This is a genomic window from Micrococcus sp. 63XJN7_8_ISO-PGPR-S23-253 (assembly GCF_056173425.1).
This window is the reverse complement of sequence record NZ_CM149673.1, coordinates 2,036,451-2,054,470: the sequence shown is the minus strand read 5'-3', so window position 1 is coordinate 2,054,470 and position 18,020 is coordinate 2,036,451. Positions and strand designations below refer to the sequence as shown.

The 18,020-nt window shown below is 74.3% G+C and carries 14 protein-coding genes and 3 tRNA genes; 7 read left to right on the top strand and 10 right to left on the bottom strand.

The genetic code is table 11. From position 1 onward, the window contains the following. Positions 1 to 35: 35 nt before the first annotated feature. Positions 36 to 1,391 (bottom strand): polysaccharide deacetylase family protein, encoded by a 1,356-nt coding sequence (locus tag AC0VX4_RS09435; protein WP_095695324.1) that lies wholly within the window; start codon positions 1,389 to 1,391, stop codon positions 36 to 38. A gap of 196 nt (positions 1,392 to 1,587) precedes the next feature. Here AC0VX4_RS09435 and AC0VX4_RS09430 point away from each other — a divergent pair, with 196 nt between their 5' ends. Continuing rightward, entirely contained in the window at positions 1,588 to 2,439 is an 852-nt protein-coding gene (locus AC0VX4_RS09430) for a hypothetical protein (protein WP_060775563.1), read from the top strand. 77 nt (positions 2,440 to 2,516) lie between these two features. On the opposite strand, the gene AC0VX4_RS09425 is transcribed toward AC0VX4_RS09430, so the two are convergent. Both AC0VX4_RS09425 and AC0VX4_RS09420 read right to left on the bottom strand, forming a co-directional pair. Further along, a tRNA-Ser gene (locus tag AC0VX4_RS09425) sits at positions 2,517 to 2,608 on the bottom strand. Positions 2,609 to 2,804: 196 nt separating this feature from the next. Continuing rightward, entirely contained in the window at positions 2,805 to 3,707 is a 903-nt protein-coding gene (locus AC0VX4_RS09420; protein WP_002858048.1) for a PRC and DUF2382 domain-containing protein, read from the bottom strand. A gap of 292 nt (positions 3,708 to 3,999) precedes the next feature. On the opposite strand from AC0VX4_RS09420, the gene AC0VX4_RS09415 reads away from it, so the two are divergent. Further along, the gene (locus tag AC0VX4_RS09415; protein ID WP_002858050.1) at positions 4,000 to 5,955 is read left to right on the top strand and encodes an FAD/NAD(P)-binding protein; all 1,956 of its coding nucleotides are present in this window, start codon (positions 4,000 to 4,002) and stop codon (positions 5,953 to 5,955) included. Positions 5,956 to 6,038: 83 nt separating this feature from the next. Here the strand turns inward: AC0VX4_RS09415 and AC0VX4_RS09410 are convergent, their stop codons facing one another. The 3 genes from AC0VX4_RS09410 to AC0VX4_RS09400 form a co-directional block, all read right to left on the bottom strand. Continuing rightward, positions 6,039 to 8,816: an ExeM/NucH family extracellular endonuclease gene (locus AC0VX4_RS09410; protein ID WP_475464299.1), complete on the bottom strand. Its 2,778-nt coding sequence runs from the start codon at positions 8,814 to 8,816 to the stop codon at positions 6,039 to 6,041. 27 nt (positions 8,817 to 8,843) lie between these two features. Continuing rightward, entirely contained in the window at positions 8,844 to 11,108 is a 2,265-nt protein-coding gene (locus AC0VX4_RS09405) for a bifunctional metallophosphatase/5'-nucleotidase (protein ID WP_136941020.1), read from the bottom strand. A gap of 142 nt (positions 11,109 to 11,250) precedes the next feature. Beyond that, positions 11,251 to 11,338: transfer RNA gene (locus AC0VX4_RS09400), tRNA-Ser, on the bottom strand. A gap of 136 nt (positions 11,339 to 11,474) precedes the next feature. Here AC0VX4_RS09400 and AC0VX4_RS09395 point away from each other — a divergent pair. Together AC0VX4_RS09395 and AC0VX4_RS09390 are read left to right on the top strand one after the other, a co-directional pair. Then, positions 11,475 to 12,536, top strand: coding sequence for an NAD(P)H-quinone oxidoreductase (locus AC0VX4_RS09395; RefSeq protein ID WP_002858060.1), 1,062 nt, complete (start codon positions 11,475 to 11,477; stop codon positions 12,534 to 12,536). After that, positions 12,533 to 12,982, top strand: coding sequence for a hypothetical protein (locus tag AC0VX4_RS09390; protein ID WP_002858061.1), 450 nt, complete (start codon positions 12,533 to 12,535; stop codon positions 12,980 to 12,982). Before AC0VX4_RS09395 ends, AC0VX4_RS09390 begins: the two co-directional genes overlap by 4 nt. Positions 12,983 to 13,056: 74 nt before the next feature. On the opposite strand, the gene AC0VX4_RS09385 is transcribed toward AC0VX4_RS09390, so the two are convergent. Beyond that, positions 13,057 to 13,130: transfer RNA gene (locus AC0VX4_RS09385), tRNA-Thr, on the bottom strand. A 182-nt stretch (positions 13,131 to 13,312) separates the two neighbouring features. Here AC0VX4_RS09385 and AC0VX4_RS09380 point away from each other — a divergent pair. Then, on the top strand, positions 13,313 to 14,047 hold the full coding sequence (locus tag AC0VX4_RS09380) for an HAD family hydrolase (protein ID WP_036335241.1): 735 nt from the start codon (positions 13,313 to 13,315) through the stop codon (positions 14,045 to 14,047). A 29-nt stretch (positions 14,048 to 14,076) separates the two neighbouring features. Here AC0VX4_RS09380 and AC0VX4_RS09375 read toward each other — a convergent pair whose 3' ends face one another. Together AC0VX4_RS09375 and tmk are read right to left on the bottom strand one after the other, a co-directional pair. Beyond that, positions 14,077 to 15,267, bottom strand: a complete 1,191-nt coding sequence (locus AC0VX4_RS09375) for a DNA polymerase III subunit delta' (RefSeq protein ID WP_049159617.1) — start codon at positions 15,265 to 15,267, stop codon at positions 14,077 to 14,079. Continuing rightward, on the bottom strand, positions 15,264 to 15,923 hold the full coding sequence (tmk, locus tag AC0VX4_RS09370; protein ID WP_060775558.1) for a dTMP kinase: 660 nt from the start codon (positions 15,921 to 15,923) through the stop codon (positions 15,264 to 15,266). Before tmk ends, AC0VX4_RS09375 begins: the two co-directional genes overlap by 4 nt. 81 nt (positions 15,924 to 16,004) lie before the next feature. Between tmk and AC0VX4_RS09365 the strand changes: the two genes are divergently transcribed. Further along, complete coding sequence (locus AC0VX4_RS09365; RefSeq protein ID WP_002858065.1) at positions 16,005 to 16,301, top strand: DUF2516 family protein; 297 nt, start codon at positions 16,005 to 16,007, stop codon at positions 16,299 to 16,301. 25 nt (positions 16,302 to 16,326) lie between these two features. Here the strand turns inward: AC0VX4_RS09365 and AC0VX4_RS09360 are convergent, their stop codons facing one another. Further along, positions 16,327 to 17,169 (bottom strand): hypothetical protein, encoded by an 843-nt coding sequence (locus tag AC0VX4_RS09360; RefSeq protein ID WP_002858066.1) that lies wholly within the window; start codon positions 17,167 to 17,169, stop codon positions 16,327 to 16,329. 49 nt (positions 17,170 to 17,218) lie between these two features. Between AC0VX4_RS09360 and AC0VX4_RS09355 the strand changes: the two genes are divergently transcribed. Then, positions 17,219 to 17,977, top strand: coding sequence for a phosphoglyceromutase (locus AC0VX4_RS09355; RefSeq protein WP_002858068.1), 759 nt, complete (start codon positions 17,219 to 17,221; stop codon positions 17,975 to 17,977). Positions 17,978 to 18,020 lie beyond the last annotated feature (43 nt).

Sequence of the window (18,020 nt, the reverse complement as noted above, 5' to 3'; positions counted from 1 at the left end):
TCGTCGGGGCGGGTGTCAGTGGGTCGACCCGCCGGTCACCAGCCGAGGGCCTCGGCATCCGTGCCGGTGGCGGACCGGGCCTGGTCACGCCAGGCGGCGAGGACCTCCGGGTCCTGCAGCTCGAGCCACGCGATCATCTGCTGGTAGGTCACGCAGTAGGTGTCCTCCTCGACGCAGACCTCCCGCATGACCTTCTCCACGGCCGGGTTGAACGCGTTGAGACCCCAGTCGTTGAAGTGGTTGCCGAAGACCAGCGGGGCGCGGTTGCCCGCGAACGCCGAGTCGTACATGTAGCGGTAGGTGCGGTACTGGAAGTCGGTGAGCCGGGCGACGTCCTCCGGGATGTCCTTGCCGCCGTTGCCGGAGATCCAGAAGTTGTAGTCCATCGCCATCACGAACGGGCTGGTCGCACCCTTCTCGGCGAGCACGGGGGACCAGGTCATCGGCATCTCGAACTCCCAGATCCCGTCCTCCTGGTAGGGCCAGGCGACGCCGGAGGTGGCCGCGGCACGCGACGTGTCGTACTCGATTCCGTTGTCCTTCCACATCGGGACGAGCTGGTCCCACTCCCCGTCGAGGCAGGGCAGACGTCCGCCCTTGACGTCCTCGGGGGTGACCTCCAGCGCCGGCAGGGAGCTGCCCGGGTTGTAGGCGCCGGGGTCGGAGAGGATGTCCGCGAACGAGCCGTACTCCTGCTCCCATTCGGCCGTGGACCACTGGTCGCCGCCGTATGTCGCAAGGGCGCACAGGTGGCCCGCGTAGTGGGTGCCGATCTCGTGGCCGGCGGCGTGGGCCGTGTTGATGTTCTCGATGCGCTGCGCCACCTCGGCCTCGTCGCCGCCGAACTCCGTGCCCACGTAGCCGGGCGTGTTGCCGGGCGCCGTGTAGTTCTCCCGGTTGGCGGTCTCGATGAGGTTGATCGCGGACTGGAACACCGTGAACTTCGCGTCGGAGTCCGCCGCCGCGTCCAGGAAGGTCTTCCAGCGCGCGTCCTGACGGCCGCCGTCGAAGGAGAAGAGGACGAACTGCGGCGGGCGCTCCTCCGCCGTGAAGGCCCGCATCGGCACGCCCTCATGGGAGCGGGCGGCCAGGGGGACCGCGGGGTCCGCGGCGGCCGACGGCGAGCCCTCGCCGGACGACGCCGCAGCCTGTGAGGAGGCCGCATCCGAGGACCGTCCCTGCGACGACGAGGCCTCCGATCCGTCCGCAGATGCGGGCGACGAGACGGCAGCGTCCGTGGCGCCCGAGGACCCGGCCGTCGTCCCCTCGTCCCCCTGCGGGGCGGCACAGCCGGCCAGCACGAGGGCGAGCGCCACCGACGTCCCCCACCAGCGGCGTCGCCGGGGCGAGGGGGTGTCGACGGTGCGGGCGGACGGGCGGGGGAAGGACATGCGGTCTCCTGGCTCGGTCGAGTGGCGGGCGGAGTGTCTCCTCCAGGGCCGCCGTGGCCCGACACGGAGGACTCCACATTCCACCGTAGGGGAGGCCCCCCGGTGGCCCTGGAGCCCTGGCAGAACTGTGACCAGGTTGTGATGTGGCGCCGCGGCCGCCGGCATGGCCCTCGCGGGCCACACCTAGAATGGAGGCATGGAATATCTCGTCCCTGTCCTCGCGGTGGTCGTCATCGGCGCCCTCGCGTTCGCCGCCGCCCGGTGGATGTCGGCCGGTCGAGCGCGTCAGGCGGGGGACCCGCGCACGCCGTCCGGTCGCGGGCTGGACATCGGACCGGAGCGGGCGCGTCTGGCGGCGGGGCTGCTGGACGAGGACGCCCATCGGCGCGTGTACGGGCACATCGCCCAGAGCCGCGTGATGGAGGCCGTGCGCGACTACCGCGCCCACACGGGACGCGGCCTGAAGGACGCCGTCATGGACGTGCAGTCCCTCGCCGTGCATCCGCAGGTCTACTCCGAGCCGGTGCAGGAACCGGACGCCACGTCCGCCGGAGTCGCGGGGCCCGTTCCCGCCGACCATGGGGAGCCCCACCGGGACGACGCGGCCCCGGCCGAGACCCCCGGGCCGGAGCGGCCCGGACAGGATCCGAGTGGGCGGAGGGAGCCGGACGCCCAGACGACCGAGGGCGAGACCTCTGGCGCCGTGGCCGAGGACGACGCCCGGCAGGACGCCGACCACGACTCAGCAGCGCCGCGTCCGACGGCGCCGCCCGCCGACGAGCTGACCACCCTGACCGTCCCGGCCGAGTGGACCGCCTCCCCTGCCGAGGAGGAGTTCCCCTTCGAGGTCGAGGTGATGCGGGGGACGGAGTCCGTCCGCCTCTCCTCGCAGGACCTGCCGCCGTGGCTGCGCGACCAGCTCTCCGCCATGGTGCGGGACGGCAACCTCGAGTCCGCCGCCGTCCAGCTGTCCAGCCACTCGGAGCTCTCCGTCCCGGAGGCGTACGAGCTGCTGCGCCGCATGCGCGAGCGTCGCGGGGAGGGCTAGTCACCAGCCGGTCGCCATGTCAGGTCGCCGCGCGCAGACGCGAAGAGGGCCGGAATCGCGTGGATTCCGGCCCTCTCTGGCGGAGACGGGGGGATTTGAACCCCCGGCCCGACTTTCGCCGAGCCCTTCATTAGCAGTGAAGTCCATTCGGCCGCTCTGGCACGTCTCCTCCGTCCGGCGCGCCTCGCACGGGGCGACGCGCGGTCAGACCGGTCCAGCTTAGCGCGCCAGGCCAGGGCAGGGCAAAGGAGCGACGTGCTCACGGTCGGACCACCACCGCGCACGAGCGGGGCCCCGGATCCATGGATCCGGGGCCCCGCGTGATCTGTCAGCCGTCCGGCCTGAGGCCGACGCGTCCGTTCAGATCAGATGCGATCCTTGCGGTCGTTGCGGCCGTCGAGGTCGCGATCGGTGGCGTCGCCGTCGACCTTGACGTCCTCGTGGCGGACCTCCTCGGTCACCGTCTCGGTGTCCTGCACCTGGCGCTTGCCCAGGGAGACCTTCTCGGCGTCCACGGTCTTGTTGACGACCGGGGTCTCCTCGTAGGTGGTCACCTCGACGTCGCCGTCGCGGCCGGCGGTGCGGGCCTCGGCGGAGTTCGGGTCGACGGACTCGCGCTCCACCACGACCTCCTCGCGGGTGACGGGCACCTCGACGGTCTCGGTGGTGGTGTAGGCCTGCTTGCGCAGACGGACGCGGCCGGAGGCGCGGCGCTCGGTGCCGACGTTCAGGTGCTCGTCCTTGACGACGACGGAGTCGGCGTCGGTCACGTCGCGGCGGTCATGGTCGGCCACGTCGCGGCGGTCGCGGTCGGTCACGTCGTGGCGGTCGCCGTCCACGACGGCCTCGTCGCGGCGGTCGGCCACGCCGGCCACGCCCGCAGTGCCAGCCACGCCAGCGGCGCCGGCGTCGGTGCGCACGTCGTCACGACGCACGTCGCCGTCGTAGTCCGCGGCGGAGTACTCCATGGAGTAGTACTCGTAGATGCGCTGCTCCTCCTCGGGGGTCAGCGAGCCGTCCGCGTCCACGTTCGGAGCATCCTTCACGAAGGACTTCTCGAAGGGCACCGTGATGCCGTCGGCCGTGGTCTGGGCCTGCTGCAGCGGGACGAAGGTCTCGCGGGCGCCGAACAGGCCGGTCTTCACCGTGACGAAGGTGGGCTCGTTGGTGACGTCGTCGAGGTAGACCTGACCGACGGAGCCGATCTTGTCGCCGTCGGTGGCGAAGACGGTGGAGTTCTGCAGCTGGTCGAGAGCGTTGCGGTCCATGAGGAATTCTCCTTCTGAATCGGTGTTTTGTTGCCTTACGCTCATTCACAATTCCCCATGGGCCCGAGTGGCGTCAACCATCGGCCCCCCAGATTCCTAATTCCCAGACTTCTCTCAGAATCTCGGTGCGATCCGCATGATTCCGCGGATTCTCCGTCCGGCCCTGCTGTAGATCCTGGGGGATCGGTGGGAGTGTGGCGCAAGCGGTCCGCGACCCTTGACGGCCACCGATATTGTGTGGAATACGCGCGCCGCAGGCGTGAATAACGATCCCGAGGAGAGTGGAGGCCCCATGTCCGAGCCCCTGGTGGCCGATCGCCGCCTCGCAGTGGTGGGAGCGGGCCCCCGCGGCGTCATGCTGCTGGAGCGGATCCTCGCCCGACTCGAGGGCGCGGCCCCGGACGCACACCCTCGGCGGATGCGCATCGACGTCGTGGACCCCTATCCGCCCGGGCCAGGGCGGGTGTGGCGCACTGACCAGTCCGAGCTGTACCTCATGAACACCCCCGCGTTCTTCCCGACCGCGTGCGCCGCCGACAACCCCGGTCTGCGCCCCTCCACCGCCGCCCAGACCTTCGACCAGTGGCGACGCGTGCACCCGGAGGCCAGCCTCGGCGTGCGCCGCCACCAGTACCCGGCCCGTGCGGTCTACGGGCGCTACCTCCGGCATCTGTACAAGGACGTCGTCGCCGGGCTGCGCGCCCGTCCCGAGGTCGCCGAGGTCGTCGAGCACCGCGCCGAGGCCACCGCCCTGCACCCCCGGCCCGACGGCGGTGCCCGCCTGGAGCTGCGGGACGCCGACGGCGCGGTCGCCGCGCTCGACGCGGACGCCGTCGTGCTCTGCCTGGGCCATCAGCCGGCGGAACTCAGCCCCGGCCAGAACCGGATGGCCGCCGCCGCGCGGGGCCGGGACGAGCTGCACTACCAGGGCCCGCAGATCCCCTCGGACGTGGACTGGGAGACCCTGGAGGCCGGGGCGGACGTCCTCGTGCGGGGCATGGGCCTGAACGCGTTCGACCTGCTGGCCCAGCTCACCCAGGGCCGGGGCGGGGTGTACCGCCGCACCGGCGACGGACCCGGCCGGGCCCTGCGGTACGAGCCGTCGGGGGACGAGCCGCGCCTGCACCTGATGTCCCGCCGCGGCATCCCGTACCTGCCCAAGGCGGAGGTGGACGCCTTCGTGCCCCGCGGCGTCACCCTCAGCTACCTCTCCGACGCCGCCGTGGACGCCCTCGCCGCCCGGCACGGGGCCCTGGACCTCGCCGAGCACCTCTGGCCGCTGCTGCACCGCGACGTGGTCCGGCACTACTACGCCACGCTCGTCCGGGCCCAGCCCGAGATCCTCGGCGGCCCCGTCGAGGCGCGCCGGTTCCTCGGGGAGCTCGTCGGCCAGCTCGAGGAGGCCGGCCGCGGCGCCCCCGTGACCTCCGCGCACGCCGAGGAGCTCCTCCAGCGGTACGCCCCCGGCCGCCGCTTCCTGGACATCCTGGCCTATGGGTCCCCGTTCGAGGACGCCGTGTTCGCCTCCCATGAGGACTATCAGCGGGCCGTCGCGGACCTCATGGAGCAGGCCTGCGTGGAGGCCGCCCTCGGGGAGGAGTCCCCGTTCATGATGGCCGTCGGCGCGCTCCATGCCGGCCGACTGCGGATCAAGGCGTGGATCGCCGAGGGCCGGATCGCCGAGGCCTCCCGCATCCGGGACGTCCAGGGCTGGTTCGAGCCGCTGGCCGAGGGCCTCGCCTCCGGCCCGCCCCTGTGGCGCGTCGAGCAGATGCTCGCGGTGCACCGGGCCGGCCTGCTCACCTGGGCCGGCCCCGCGCCCGTGGTCGAGGCCGAGGACCACGGCTTCACCGCCCGCAGCCCCCAGGTGGGAGCGCAGGACTCGCTGGAGCCCGCCGTCGTCGAGGGGGCCTGGCTGGTGGAGGCCATGATGCCGCCCAACCGCGTGCAGGCCGCCGCCTCCCCGCTGGTCCGTCAGATGCTGGCGGACGGTGTCGCCGCCGCCGGGACGTGGGAGGACGAGGAGGGCGTGCGGGTGCCCGCCACCGGCTTCGACGTCACGGCCCGCCCGTACCGGCTGCGGGCCTCGGACGGCACGGTCCACGCGGACGTGTTCGTGCTGGGCCTGCAGCTCTCGGGCGTGCAGTGGGGCACCGCGATCGCGGCCGAGGCCGGGGCCGATCCGGCCGGACGTGCCCTCTTCCTCGCCGACGCCGACGCCGCCGCGGCGGCCGTGCTCGCCGGCTGAACCCCACGACGACGGCGGGGCCGCCCGGGTGGATCCCGGACGGCCCCGCCGTCGTCATGCCGGGTGCGGCGCCCCGCGCCCCGTCAGGGACGGGCCGGCCCGCGGCCCTTGCCGGGGTGCTCCGGGCCGTGGCCCTTGCCGGGGTGCTCCGGGCCGTGGCCCTTGCCCGGATGGTCACCGCCGTGGCCCGGGGTCGCGCCGATGCAGCGCAGCCACTCGCGCACGGAGTTCGCGGGCTTGCCGGGCACGCCGCGCGGATCGGTCACGCCGTCGCAGGTCTCACCCGGGGTGGGTTCCGGCTCCGGCTCCGGGGTCGGCTCGGTCACGGGCACGTCGAGCTGGAGGCCCACCAGGATCGGGTTGTGGTCCGAGGACCGCCACTGGTCCGCGGAGTACAGGTCCTCGGCCACGTAGTTGTGGCGCGAGTACTCCAGGGCCACGGATTCGTTCGCGTTGATCATCCAGATGTCCTGGCCGGTGATCGCCGCGGCCGCGGACGGCGAGGCGTAGATCCCGTCCAGGCTGCCGACGGCGCCGCCGAACGCGTAGGAGTACTCGCCCGTGAGCGCACCCTGGGAGACGTACCCGGCCGCCTCGAGCACGCGGATCGGGTCCTCCTTCTCGTAGGCGTTGAAGTCGCCCATCAGCAGGACGCGGTCGGTGCCGGTCTCGGCCTTCATGCGCTCGGCGAAGGCCACGAGGGCCTCGGCCTGGCCCACGCGGTCCGCGTTGTACGCGCCCTGGCCGTCGCCGGAGTCCACGTTGCCCCCGGTCGCACCGGAGCCGCCCTTGGACTTGAAGTGGTTGGTGATCGCCACGAACTCGGTGCCGGCCGCCCCCTCGGACGTGCCGTCGGCGGCGCGGAACAGCTGCGCCATCGGCTCGCGTGCGTTGTCGAAGTTCGTCTGGTCGTCCAGGATCACCGACTCGCCCACCGGGGTGACCTCGGCCGGCTGGTAGATGAACGCGGAGCGGATGACGTCCTCGTCCGCGAGCGCGGGGCGCTCGGCCGGGGAGGCGACGAAGGCCCAGCGCTGCTCGCCGGCCTGCGCGTTGAGGGCCTCCACGAGGTGGGCCAGCGCGTGGTCCCGGTCGAGGCCGAACTTCTCGGAGTTCTCGATCTCCTCGAGCGCGACCACCGACGTGTCGAGACCGTTGATCGCGGCCGCGATCTTCTCCTGCTGACGGGCGAACGCCTCGGGGGTGTAGGCGCCGCGCGGCAGGCAGCCGTTCGTGGTGACGGGGGTGCCGGCGCGGTCGCGGTAGGCGCTGCAGCCGGCCACGTCCTGGCCCAGGGTCGTGAAGTAGTTGAGCACGTTGAAGCTGCCGACGGTGACGTTGCCGCCGACCGCCTCGGGGGCGGCCTCGGCCGGGCGGGTGTCCTCGATCGTCACAGGCTGGACGGCGGCCGCCGTGGCGTCGGTGAGGTGGCCCAGCGGCTGGAAGGACCACGCGTCGAAGCGCCAGTCGAGGATGACTCCGGTGGTGAACTCCAGGCCCGCGCCCACGCGCACCGGCTGGTCCGCGTCCAGGTACGGCAGCGGGTTCTGGTTGCCCGGCGAGCGCATGAAGTTCGTGGTGGCCCCGTCGTCGAGGACGATCAGCTGCTGCGCGTTGGCGGCCGCGACGGCCTGCGCCTCGGCGCCGGGCAGCGCCACGGACGTCGGGTTGTCCAGCGGCGTGGTGCCGGGGACGATGCCGAGGGAGCCGTACTGGTTGAGGGAGTAGTTGTCCGTGACCGTCCAGTCGCCCTGCGGGGCGAGGACCATGCCCTCGAGCGCCTCACGGTCGGCCTCCTCCAGCGGGAACTCCACCGGCGTGGGGGCCACGGCGCCGGGCTCGGCGACCGGCAGCACGCCGCCGGCGGCGACCTTGATCTGCGTGAGGCCGTAGTGCTCGGCCGCTTCGCCCGTGACCTGGACGTGGTCGCCGAGCGTCACGGAGCCGACCGTGTCCGGCGAGTACACGAACACGCCGTCGGAGGCGCCCGGGGTGGCGTCGGGGGTGTCGCCGCCGGTGCTGGCGGTCTGGATGTAGTAGCCGTCGTAGCCGCCCGTGGAGTACACGGCGGTGACGACGCCGGTGGTGGTCACCTGGCGCCCGGCGTACGGGGTGGCCGTGCCGGTGCCCTGGAGCTGGGCGATGGTGATCCGCTCGGCCGGGGTCGGCTGCGGCTCGGGCTCCGGGGTCGGCTCGCCGCCGGTGGCGGCGGCGTTGGTCGGGGTGACCTGGTCGGTGACGGTGAAGTCGGCGCTGTTGTCGTCCGTGTCCACGCCGTTCGTGCGGGTGAGGGACTTCGGGTCCGAGTTGGCCGAGGGGGCGCCGGCGGCCGCCGTTTCGAAGGTGTTCGTGGCTCCGTAGCCGAGCACGTCCGCGACGCCCGGCACCTGGCCGGTCACCACGGAGCCGACCGGCAGGTCCGTCACGGTGCCGGCCTGGCGCGCGAGCACGATCGTGCCCTTGGTGCCCGCGGGGTTGAACGCCCCGCCGGCCACGAGGTCCGCCTGCGGCAGGGCGGCGCCCGCGGTGCCGTTGGAGCCGCCGGAGACCAGGAAGTGGCCCTTCGCGGGCACCGTGCCGGACAGTGCGACCGTGCCCTGGGTCGCGGCCGTGCCGGCGGCGGAGCGGTACTGCAGGGACCAGCCGTCGAGGCTGATCGGCTGGTCGGTGGGGTTGTAGAGCTCCACGAACTTGTGGGTGTACACGGCGTTCGCGGAGCCGCCGTTGGTGTACGCCTCGTTGATGACGAGGGAGTCGCCGGCCGGGCTGGCCTGGGAGGGCAGGGCCACAGCGGGGGCGAGCAGGGCCAGGGCGGCGGTGGTCACCGCGGTGCGCGCGGCGAAGCGGGGCAGGGGGGTCATGTCGTCCTCGGTCTCGTTCTCGATGGGTCAGCGCGGCAGGCCCGCGGCGGTCAGCCAGGCATGGGCGGAGAAGACGGGGTGCGTGGGGGCGCCGCGCTGCACGCCGCGGCCCTTGCCCGGGTGGTCCTCGCCCTTCACGCGGCCCTTGCCCGGGTGGTCGGCGCCCTTGTCATGGCCCTTGCCATGACCCTTGCCCGGGTGGGTCGGTGCGGGCTGCTCCGGCTCGGTGGGGGTCGGGGCCGCGGTGACCTCGAGGGCATGGCGCACCACGGTCGTGCTGCCGTCGGCGTAGCGCACGGTCATCACGAGCTCGCCCGTGCCCGCGGCGGCGGGGGCGGTGATCCCGGAGAGCGTGACGGTCTCGGAGCCCGCCGGGACGGCCACGGTGCCCAGGCCGGTCTCGGTGCCCTCGGCCGTGCGGAAGGCGACGTCGACCGCGGTCGCCGCGGGGGCGCCGTCGGAGTCCACCACGAGGTCCCCGAGGGTCAGGCCGACGGCCTGCCCGGCCTCGACCGAGGCGGGGGCGTCGGTGACCGGCACGCCGTTCTTGCCGAAGTCCGGGGCGACGGCGCCGCGGGCCGCGTCCTGGGCGCGGGCGTAGTCCGTGATCGCCTGGGAGTCCAGCAGGCCCATGTTCACGAAGTTCTGGCGGCCGGTCGCGAAGGCGGTGTAGCCGTCGGGGGCCTTGGTCGGGTCCCCGAGCGTCGTCCAGGTGTCGTCGGCCAGGAACGACTGGCTGGCCACCGTGTACATGCGGTCCGCCTGGAGCGGCTCGCCGTCGATCCACACGCCGGTCACCTTGTCCCCCTGGGGGCGGGACTCGTCGTAGGTCCAGGTCAGCTCCTCGGACCAGCCGAGGGTGAACTTGCGCACGTCGTTCCGCCAGTTCTCCTCGAGGGCCAGCTTGATGGAGGAGCCCGGGATGTCGAAGTAGGTGATGGTGTTGCCGAACGGCGCCATGTCGAGCAGCTCGCCCAGGGTGAGGCGACCGACGAGGTCGGCCGGCTTGGCCGGGAACGCGCCGCCGTCGGTGAAGCGGTCCGTCAGCAGCTCGGAGCGCAGGCCGCCGGGGTTGGTCACGCCGAGGTCCACCTCGGGGTTCGCCTGCTCGGCGGCGTGCTTGACGGCGTCGCCCACCCAGGTGCCCAGGGTGGTCTCGGCGGCGCGCGTGCCGCCGGCCTTCCAGGAGCCGCCGGCGTCGATGAGCTTCTGGTAGTCGGTGGTGATGGAGGCGGACAGGTCGGCCACGACCTCGCCCTGCAGGTCCTCGAAGACCGCGACGGCCTCCTGCTCGATCGCGTACACCTGGGCGGTGACGGGGGATTCCGCGGCGGCCTCGGCGGGGGCCTGCGTGGACCGGGCCAGCAGGCGCGGGGTGAGCCCGGTGACCTCGCCGTCGGCGCCCACGGTCAGCTCGACGGCGGCCAGGTGGCTGCCGGAGGCGCCCGCCTGGATCACGGGGCGGTGGGCGCCGCCGGCCGCGGTGTCGTACCGGTAGAGCTGGTGGGTGTGGGCGTTGAAGATGACGTCCACGGCGGAGGAGGTCTCGCCGACGATGCGGTCGAACTCGGCCCGGGCCGCCCGCTCGGCGGCCAGCTCGCCCGCGCCGGCGGCGCCGTCGTGGTACGAGGCCACGATCACGTCGGCGGCGTCCTGGGCCTCCAGCTCGTCCGCGACCGCGTTCACGGCGGCGACCTCGTCGAGGACCTCGTTGCCCTTCAGGCCCGCGCCGGTGGTGGTCGCGTACAGCTCGTTGGGGGAGGCGCCGATGACCGCGACGCGCACGCCGTCGACGTCGAAGACGGCGTGCGAGGTGAGGACGGGCTCCTTGCTCGTCGGGTCCACCAGGTTGGCGGAGAGCACCGGGAACTGGGCCCGGGACTCCACGCGGCCCTGCAGGTCGTCCAGGCCCTTGTCGAACTCGTGGTTGCCGGCGGTCAGCGAGGCCAGGCCGAGCGCGTTCATCACGTCGATCGTCGGGTTGTCCTGCTGCACGTTGGACACGGACTTCGAGCCGCCGATCAGGTCGCCGGCGCTGGTCAGCAGCGTGGAGCCGGCGCCGTGCTCGGCCTCGAACGCGGTGCGGTAGTCCTCCACGGTGTCCGCGAACTGCGTGCCGATGTAGTCCGCGGACAGCGCGCCGTGGAAGTCGTTGAAGGACAGGATCGAGATGGTGGTCTCGTCCGCGGCGGCCGTCTCGACGGCCAGGGCGGGCGCCGCGCTCGCGGGCGCGAGGACGAGGACGGTGCAGGCGGCCGTGGTGACGGCACGGCGGCGGAACAGGCTGGGCATGGCTCTCCCCGGGATGCGTGATGACAGAGGTGCGCCGCCGGTGGACGGCGGGGTGACGCGCGGAGTCCATCACATCCAGGTGGCCTCCAGGTGAACGAGAGGCGGCGGGCCGTCCGGCCCGCCGCCTCTCGTCGTGTGCACGCGGATGGTGAGGGATTCGAACCCTCGGCACGGGGTCACCGCGCACCGGTTTTCAAGACCGGCTCCTTCGGCCGCTCGGACAACCATCCCGGGCCTGACCGCGACGGCATGGGCCGCCGCGTCGAGGACCCACTCTAGCCCGTGGCCCGGCGGGCGACCGGTGGCGAGTCCGGCCCCCGCGCGCGAGGATGGACCCTCGACCCCCGACCAGAGGAGGAGACCCCCATGGACGTCCCCGCACAGATGCGCGCCGTGCGATTCACCGGTGCCGGCGACAACGGCGTCGTCCGCGTGGGCCACGAGCCCGTGCCGGACCCCGGCCCGGGCGAGGTGCTGGTGCACGTGGCCGCCGCGGGTCTCAACCGCGCGGACATCGCGCAACGCGAGGGCCGCTATCCGCCGCCGCGCGGCGCCTCCGAGATCCCCGGGCTCGAGGTCTCCGGCACCGTGGCGGCGCTGGGACCCGAGGCCGGGATGCCGGGGGAGGGGCGCTTCGCCGTCGGTGACCGGGTGTGCGCTCTCCTGGCCGGCGGCGGCTTCGCCGAGTACGTCGCCGTGCCGGCGGGCCAGCTCATGGCCGTCCCCGACGGCGTCGGCCTCGTCGAGGCGGCGGCCCTGCCGGAGGTCGCCTGCACGGTGCACTCGACGCTCGTGGGCCGGGCGGGCGTGCAGGCCGGGGACCGGGTGCTCGTGCACGGCGCCACCGGCGGCATCGGCTCCTTCGCCGTCCAGTTCCTCGCCGCGCTCGGTGCACGGGTGCTGGGCACCGCCGGCGGCCCGGAGAAGGTGGCACTCGGTCGGCGGCTGGGCGCCGAGCACATGTTCGACCACCGCGCCGCCGAGTCCGGTGCCTTCGCCCCGTGGGTCAAGGAGGTCACGGACGGCCACGGCGCGGACGTCATCCTCGACGTCGTCGGCGGCCCGTATCTGGCGCCCAACGTGTCCGCGCTCGCCCCCGAGGGACGCATCGTGACGCTCGCGGTCCAGGGCGGCGCCGTCCCGGAGGACTTCAACATCATGAAGCTGGTGGTCAAGCGCGGCTGGCTCACGGGGGCGACGCTCCGCTCCCGCTCGGTCGTGGACAAGGCCGGGATCGTGGCCGCGGCCGAACGTGCCGTGTGGCCCCTGGTGGCGGCGGGCCGCATCGACGCGAGCGTCGGGGCGTGCTTCCCGCTCGCCGAGGCCGCCGAGGCGTTCGACTGGTTCGACTCCGCCACCCGCACGGGCAAGGTCGTGCTCGTCACCGACCCCGCCGACGCGCGCCGGCCGTCCGGCGACCGCGCATGAGGGGGCCCTTCGCACGCTTCCGTCAGGAGCGTGCCGACGACCGCGAGCTCGGCACGGGGCTGTGGCGCCGTGCCCACGACCGACTCGGCCGGGCCCTGGACCGCTACTGGCAGGTGCTGGAGGGCCAGCGGGGCACGGACGTGCTGAGCCCCGAGGAGCGCAACGGCGTGGTCCACGCCGGCAACGTCCTCACGGAACGGCTCCCCGCGGTCCGTGCCCTGTGCGTCCGCCTGCACCGGGACCACGAGGGCGACGGCGAGCACATCCCGGCCGAGGCCGCCGACGTCCACCGTGAGCTCTCCCGCGCCGCGCACGAGCTGGCCGCCACCGCTCAGGCCCTCGCCCTGTACCGGCTCGGTCAGGGCTCGGCGGAGTCGGTCGGCCGGCACGCCGAACGCACCCTCGGCCACCTGGACCGGGCGGAGGAGCTGGGAGCCGGGCTCTGACGGCGGCGCGCCCCGGAGGGCCGGCCCGGAGACGAGAGGACCCCGCCGCGTGATCACGCGGCGGGGTCCGGGGGAGCCCCCTGCCGGATTCGAACCGGCGACCTGCTCTTTACGAGGGAGCTGCTCTGGCCAGCTGAGCTAAGGAGGCACGTGACCGTGAACGGCCACGGCTGACGAGCATACCGGTTTCGCGGCCCCGATTCCACCGCGCGGCCGGGTGCGCGGGCCACCGAGTGTGGCCCGCCCCTTCTGCGGGCGTTCACCCCCAGGCCATGCCGCGGCCAGACGGGGGCGGTTCCCTGGTGGGCACACACCGTCGACGGGAGACGCATGAGCCTGCCCCACGCCCCTCGCACCCCCGCACCCCCCGCCGCGGCCTCGTCGGCCGTGCCCCTCCGCCTGGCCGTGGTGGACATGTCCGGCACGTCCATCGTGGAGCACGGGCTCCAGGACACGGCGTTCGCCCGCACATTGGACCAGCACGGCGTCCCGGCGGGCACACCGGAGCACGACGACGCCGCGCGGCGGTTCCGCGCGCTCCGGCCCACCTCGCGCACGGCCGTGTTCCCCCGCGTGTTCGCCGACCGGGCGGTGGCCGCGGCGGCGACCCGCACGTTCGAGGCGGCCTTCGACGCGCTGCTGGCCGAGCACGGCGTCCGGGCCGTGCGGGGCGCGGAGGAGGCGCTCGTCCGCCTGCGTGCGCTCGGCCTGCACGTGTGCCTGTGCACCGGCTACGCCCGCCACACCCAGAACATGATCCTCGAGTCGCTGGGGTGGATGGGCCTGGCGGATCTGAGCCTCTCCCCGGACGACGCCGGCCGCGGCGTCCCCTACCCGGACATGATCCTCACCGCCCTGCTCGGTCTCGACCTGGACGACGTCCGCAGCGTCCTCGTGGTCGGGGACACCGCGGAGGACATGACGGCCGGGCGCCGCGCGGGGGCCGGACTCGTGGTCGGGGTGCGCACGGGTCGCGACGCGGACGACGTCCTGCTCGCGGCGGGCGCGGACCGGGTGGTGCCGGGCCTGGCCGATGTGCCGGACCTGGTGGTCCGCACCCGCTGAGCCGGCGCCGGTCCGCCCCGCGCGGCCGCTCAGCGACGTCGCGGGGTGCGCACTCGGCGGGGCAGCAGCGCCAGCATCATGGCTTCGAGGGCCAGCTGCTCCGGCACGTTGGCGGCGATGCGTTCGCGGGCCGTGGTGACGGCGTCGATCCGGGCGAGCACCTCGGCCGAGTCACCGGCGGCGCCGCGGGCGTACGCCTCGATCTCGCCCCGGCGGTGCTCGTTGATGAGCTCGCCGTCGGCCCCCAGCTGCACGCGCAGCACGTCCCGGAACAGGCCCATGACGTCGATCATGGCCCGGTCCAGCGAGTCCCGGACGGCGCGGCGCCGCCGTCGGGTCTGGTCCTCCTCGAGCCGTTTGACGTGGTGGCGGAGCTTGGGCGGGACGGGCTCGCCGGGCTCGAGGCCCAGGGAGCGGCGCAGCGCCTCGAGCTCCTCGGCGTCCCGGGCTTCGGCGGCGGACTCGGCCTCGGCCTTGGACACCTCGGCCAGCGTGGCGGCCAGCGCCATCGCGTCGGAGACGGCGGTGGCCTGGAGCGGCAGGGAGAGGATGCGTTCGCGACGCTCGAGGGCGTCCGGGTCCCGCGCGAGGCGGCGGGCCATGCCCACGTGCGACTGGGAGATCCGCGCGGTGGTGAGTGCGGTCTCGCGGTCCAGCCCGTCGCGGCGGTGCAGCAGCTCCGCCACCTGCTCCACCGCGGGGATGCTCAGCGTGATCAGCCGGCAGCGGGAGCGGACGGTGGGGAGCACGTCCGCGGGGGACGGGGTGCACAGCATCCAGATCGTGCGGGCCGGCGGCTCCTCGATGGCCTTGAGGAGCACGTTCGTGGCGCGCTCCGTCATGCGGTCCGCGTCCTCCATGAGGAAGATCCGCCAGCGCCCGGTCGCGGGGGTGGACTGGCCGGCCTCCACGAGGGCGCGGACGTCCTCGATCCGATAGCTCACCGCCTCGGTGGCCAGCACGGTCACGTCCGGGTGGGTGCCGCCGAGGACGGTGCGGCACGCGTGGCACTCGCCGCAGCCGCGCGCCGCCGGGTCCGCGACCTCGCACTGCAGGGCCGCGGCGAACGCCCGCGCGGCCGTCGATCGGCCGGAGCCGGGCGGGCCCGTGAACATCCAGGCGTGGGTGGGGCGGTCCTCGGCCGCGGCGCGGCGCAGCTGGGCCACCGCGGCCTCCTGGCCCGCGAGGTCCGCGAACACGGCAGGTGCGGGGGCCGTCATCGGTCGGCCGCCTGGGCGGTGACGCGGGCCAGCGCGCGGGCGGTGAGCTCCTGTGGCGGCAGCGCGCCGTCGAGCACGAGGTACCGCTCGGGCGCGGCCGCCGCGCGGGCGAGGAAGGCGGCGCGCAGGGCCTCGTGCCGGTCCGCCGTCTCCCGCTCCATGCGGTCGGGGGCGCCCTCGCCCCCCGCCGCGCGGCGCTCACGCCGGTCCGCGGCGGTGGCCGCGTCCACGTCGATCAGCACCGTCAGATCGGGGACGAGCCCGTCCGTGGCCCACTCGTTCAGGGCGGCGATCCGCGCCTCGCCCAGCCCGCGCGCCGCGCCCTGGTAGGCCACGGACGAGTCCACGTACCGGTCCGTGACGACGACGGCGCCCCGGGCCAGCGCGGGACGGAGCGTGCGGACGGCGTGGGCGGACCGGGCCGCGGCGAACAGCAGCGCCTCGGTGCGGGGGTCCACGGGGGCGTGCCCGGGGTCCAGCAGCAGCTCCCGCAGCGTCTCGCCCAGGTCCGAGCCGCCGGGCTCGCGCGTGAGCACCACCTCGTGGCCCGCGGCGCGCAGGGCCTCGGTCAGGGCGCGCGCCTGGGTGGACTTGCCGGATCCGTCCGGTCCCTCGACGGCGACGAACAGGCCGCGATGCTCGGTCTGGGTGCTCACGCCTCGAGCCTAGACGCCGCCCCGGACGGGGAAGGAACCGGGCCGGGTCGACCGCCTAGACTGACCGGCATGAGCGCCCCCATGCACGTCGCCCTGCTCTTCGACCACTGGCTGTTCCGCGTCCTGGCGATCGCCGCGCTCGTGCTCGAGGTCTGGGCGCTGGTGGACGTCGTCCGGCGCCGCCCCGACGACTTCGCCCGCACCGGGGGCCGCGACAGGAGCTTCTGGCTGATCCTGACCGGCGTCGCCGCCGTCGTCGGGCTCCTCGGCGTACTCGCCGGCGGCGGGATGGGCATGTTCGGCCTCGTGGCCGCGTGCGTGGCGTGCGTCTACCTCGCCGGCCCCCGCCAGGACATGGGCCCGGCCCTGCGCCGCTGAGGACCCCGCGCCGCCGGCGCGGCCCTCATGACGACGGCGCCACCGCCGCCCAGCGCACGCTCAGCTCCCCGCGCCGCCACTGGTGCGGGCCGCCCAGCACGGGCCAGCCCGCCGCGCGCAGCGTGCCGACCGTCGCCAGCCACCGCTGCCGCGTCCCGTAGGCCGCGAGCGGGGCGTGCGCGGCCCACGCGGCGTCGGCCTCCGCCAGGAGCCGATGGACGGGCTCCCCGGGCACGTGCCGGTGGATGAGGACCTTCGGCAGGCGCGCCGCCACGTCCGAGGGGCGGGCGAAGGACCCCAGCCGGAGGGCCACGGTCAGGCTCGCGGGCCCATCCCGGCGCAGATCCACCCAGGCCGCCCGCCGGCCGTCCTCGGAGCAGGTGCCCTCCACGAGCACGCCGTCGTCGGCGAGGCCTGCGCACAGCAGGGACCAGATCGCGGGCACGTCCTCCTCCCGGTACTGGCGCAGCACGTTGAACGCGCGCACCACGGTGGGCGGCCGCGGCACGGGCAGCTCGAAGCCGCCGACCGCCCAGGTGACCCCCGGCAGGCCGCCGGCCCGCTCCCGCGCCCGGGCCACCCGAGCGGGGTCGATCTCGAGGCCCACCAGCTCGAGGGCCGGGTTCTGCACGCGCAGCCGCTGGGCCATCTCGACGGCGGTCACCGGCTCCGCGCCGAAGCCCAGGTCCACGGCCAGCGGGCGGGGAGTGCGCCGCAGCAGGGGGCCGTGCACGTCCGTGAGCCAGCGGTCCACCCGGCGCATCCGCTGCGCCGCCGTCGTGCCGCGGGTGATGTGGCCCTGCGGGCCCCGTGCCGGGCCGGGGCCGGGCGTCGTGCGCGCGCGCAGCCGCCGGGCCTTCTCCACCATGGGCTCCAGCGTAGGGGAGCGGCGGGACGGGTCCGCCTAGGATGGTGACATGGCGAACACCACGTACACGCTGGTCCTGCTGCGGCACGGTCAGAGCGAATGGAACGAGAAGAACCTGTTCACCGGCTGGGTGGACGTCCCGCTGACCGAGAAGGGGCGCGCCGAGGCTGCCCGCGGCGGTGAGCTGCTGGAGGCGGAGGGCCTCCGCCCGGACGTGGTCCACACGTCCCTGCTCAAGCGCGCCATCACCACGGCCAACCTGGCGCTCGAGGCCGCGGACCGCCAGTGGATCCCGGTCAAGCGCAGCTGGCGCCTGAACGAGCGCCACTACGGGGCCCTCCAGGGCAAGGACAAGGCCCAGGTGAAGGAGGAGTTCGGCGAGGAGCAGTTCATGGTCTGGCGCCGGTCCTTCGACACCCCGCCGCCCGCCCTGGACGACGACTCCGAGTTCTCCCAGGTCGGCGACGAGCGCTACGCGGACCTGGGCAAGGACGCCCCCCGCACCGAGGCCCTCAAGCAGGTCGTCGACCGCCTGCTGCCCTACTGGGAGGAGCAGGTCCTGCCCGACCTCAAGGCCGGCAAGACCGTGCTGATCGCCGCTCACGGCAACTCGCTGCGCGCGCTGGTCAAGCACCTGGACGGCATCTCGGACGAGGACATCGCGGGCCTGAACATCCCGACGGGCATCCCGCTGGTGTACGAGCTGGACCAGAACTTCAAGCCGATCACCGCGAACGGCCGCTACCTCGACCCGGAGGCCGCCGCGGCCGGCGCCGCCGCCGTGGCCGCCCAGGGCTCCGCGCACTGACGCGCCCGACGACGACGGGCCGGGCCCCGCTCGGGGGCCCGGC

What these genes read in the sequence shown, in the direction of transcription:
- AC0VX4_RS09435 (WP_095695324.1), bottom strand. Translation starts at nt 1,391, where the DNA reads ATGTCCTTCCCCCGCCCGTCCGCCCGCACCGTCGACACCCCCTCGCCC.
- AC0VX4_RS09365 (WP_002858065.1), top strand. Translation starts at nt 16,005, where the DNA reads ATGCACGTCGCCCTGCTCTTCGACCACTGGCTGTTCCGCGTCCTGGCG.
- AC0VX4_RS09360 (WP_002858066.1), bottom strand. Translation starts at nt 17,169, where the DNA reads ATGGTGGAGAAGGCCCGGCGGCTGCGCGCGCGCACGACGCCCGGCCCC.
- AC0VX4_RS09415 (WP_002858050.1), top strand. Translation starts at nt 4,000, where the DNA reads ATGTCCGAGCCCCTGGTGGCCGATCGCCGCCTCGCAGTGGTGGGAGCG.
- AC0VX4_RS09405 (WP_136941020.1), bottom strand. Translation starts at nt 11,108, where the DNA reads ATGCCCAGCCTGTTCCGCCGCCGTGCCGTCACCACGGCCGCCTGCACC.
- AC0VX4_RS09395 (WP_002858060.1), top strand. Translation starts at nt 11,475, where the DNA reads ATGGACGTCCCCGCACAGATGCGCGCCGTGCGATTCACCGGTGCCGGC.
- AC0VX4_RS09430 (WP_060775563.1), top strand. Translation starts at nt 1,588, where the DNA reads ATGGAATATCTCGTCCCTGTCCTCGCGGTGGTCGTCATCGGCGCCCTC.
- AC0VX4_RS09355 (WP_002858068.1), top strand. Translation starts at nt 17,219, where the DNA reads ATGGCGAACACCACGTACACGCTGGTCCTGCTGCGGCACGGTCAGAGC.
- AC0VX4_RS09420 (WP_002858048.1), bottom strand. Translation starts at nt 3,707, where the DNA reads ATGGACCGCAACGCTCTCGACCAGCTGCAGAACTCCACCGTCTTCGCC.
- AC0VX4_RS09375 (WP_049159617.1), bottom strand. Translation starts at nt 15,267, where the DNA reads ATGACGGCCCCCGCACCTGCCGTGTTCGCGGACCTCGCGGGCCAGGAG.
- AC0VX4_RS09390 (WP_002858061.1), top strand. Translation starts at nt 12,533, where the DNA reads ATGAGGGGGCCCTTCGCACGCTTCCGTCAGGAGCGTGCCGACGACCGC.
- AC0VX4_RS09410 (WP_475464299.1), bottom strand. Translation starts at nt 8,816, where the DNA reads ATGACCCCCCTGCCCCGCTTCGCCGCGCGCACCGCGGTGACCACCGCC.
- AC0VX4_RS09380 (WP_036335241.1), top strand. Translation starts at nt 13,313, where the DNA reads ATGAGCCTGCCCCACGCCCCTCGCACCCCCGCACCCCCCGCCGCGGCC.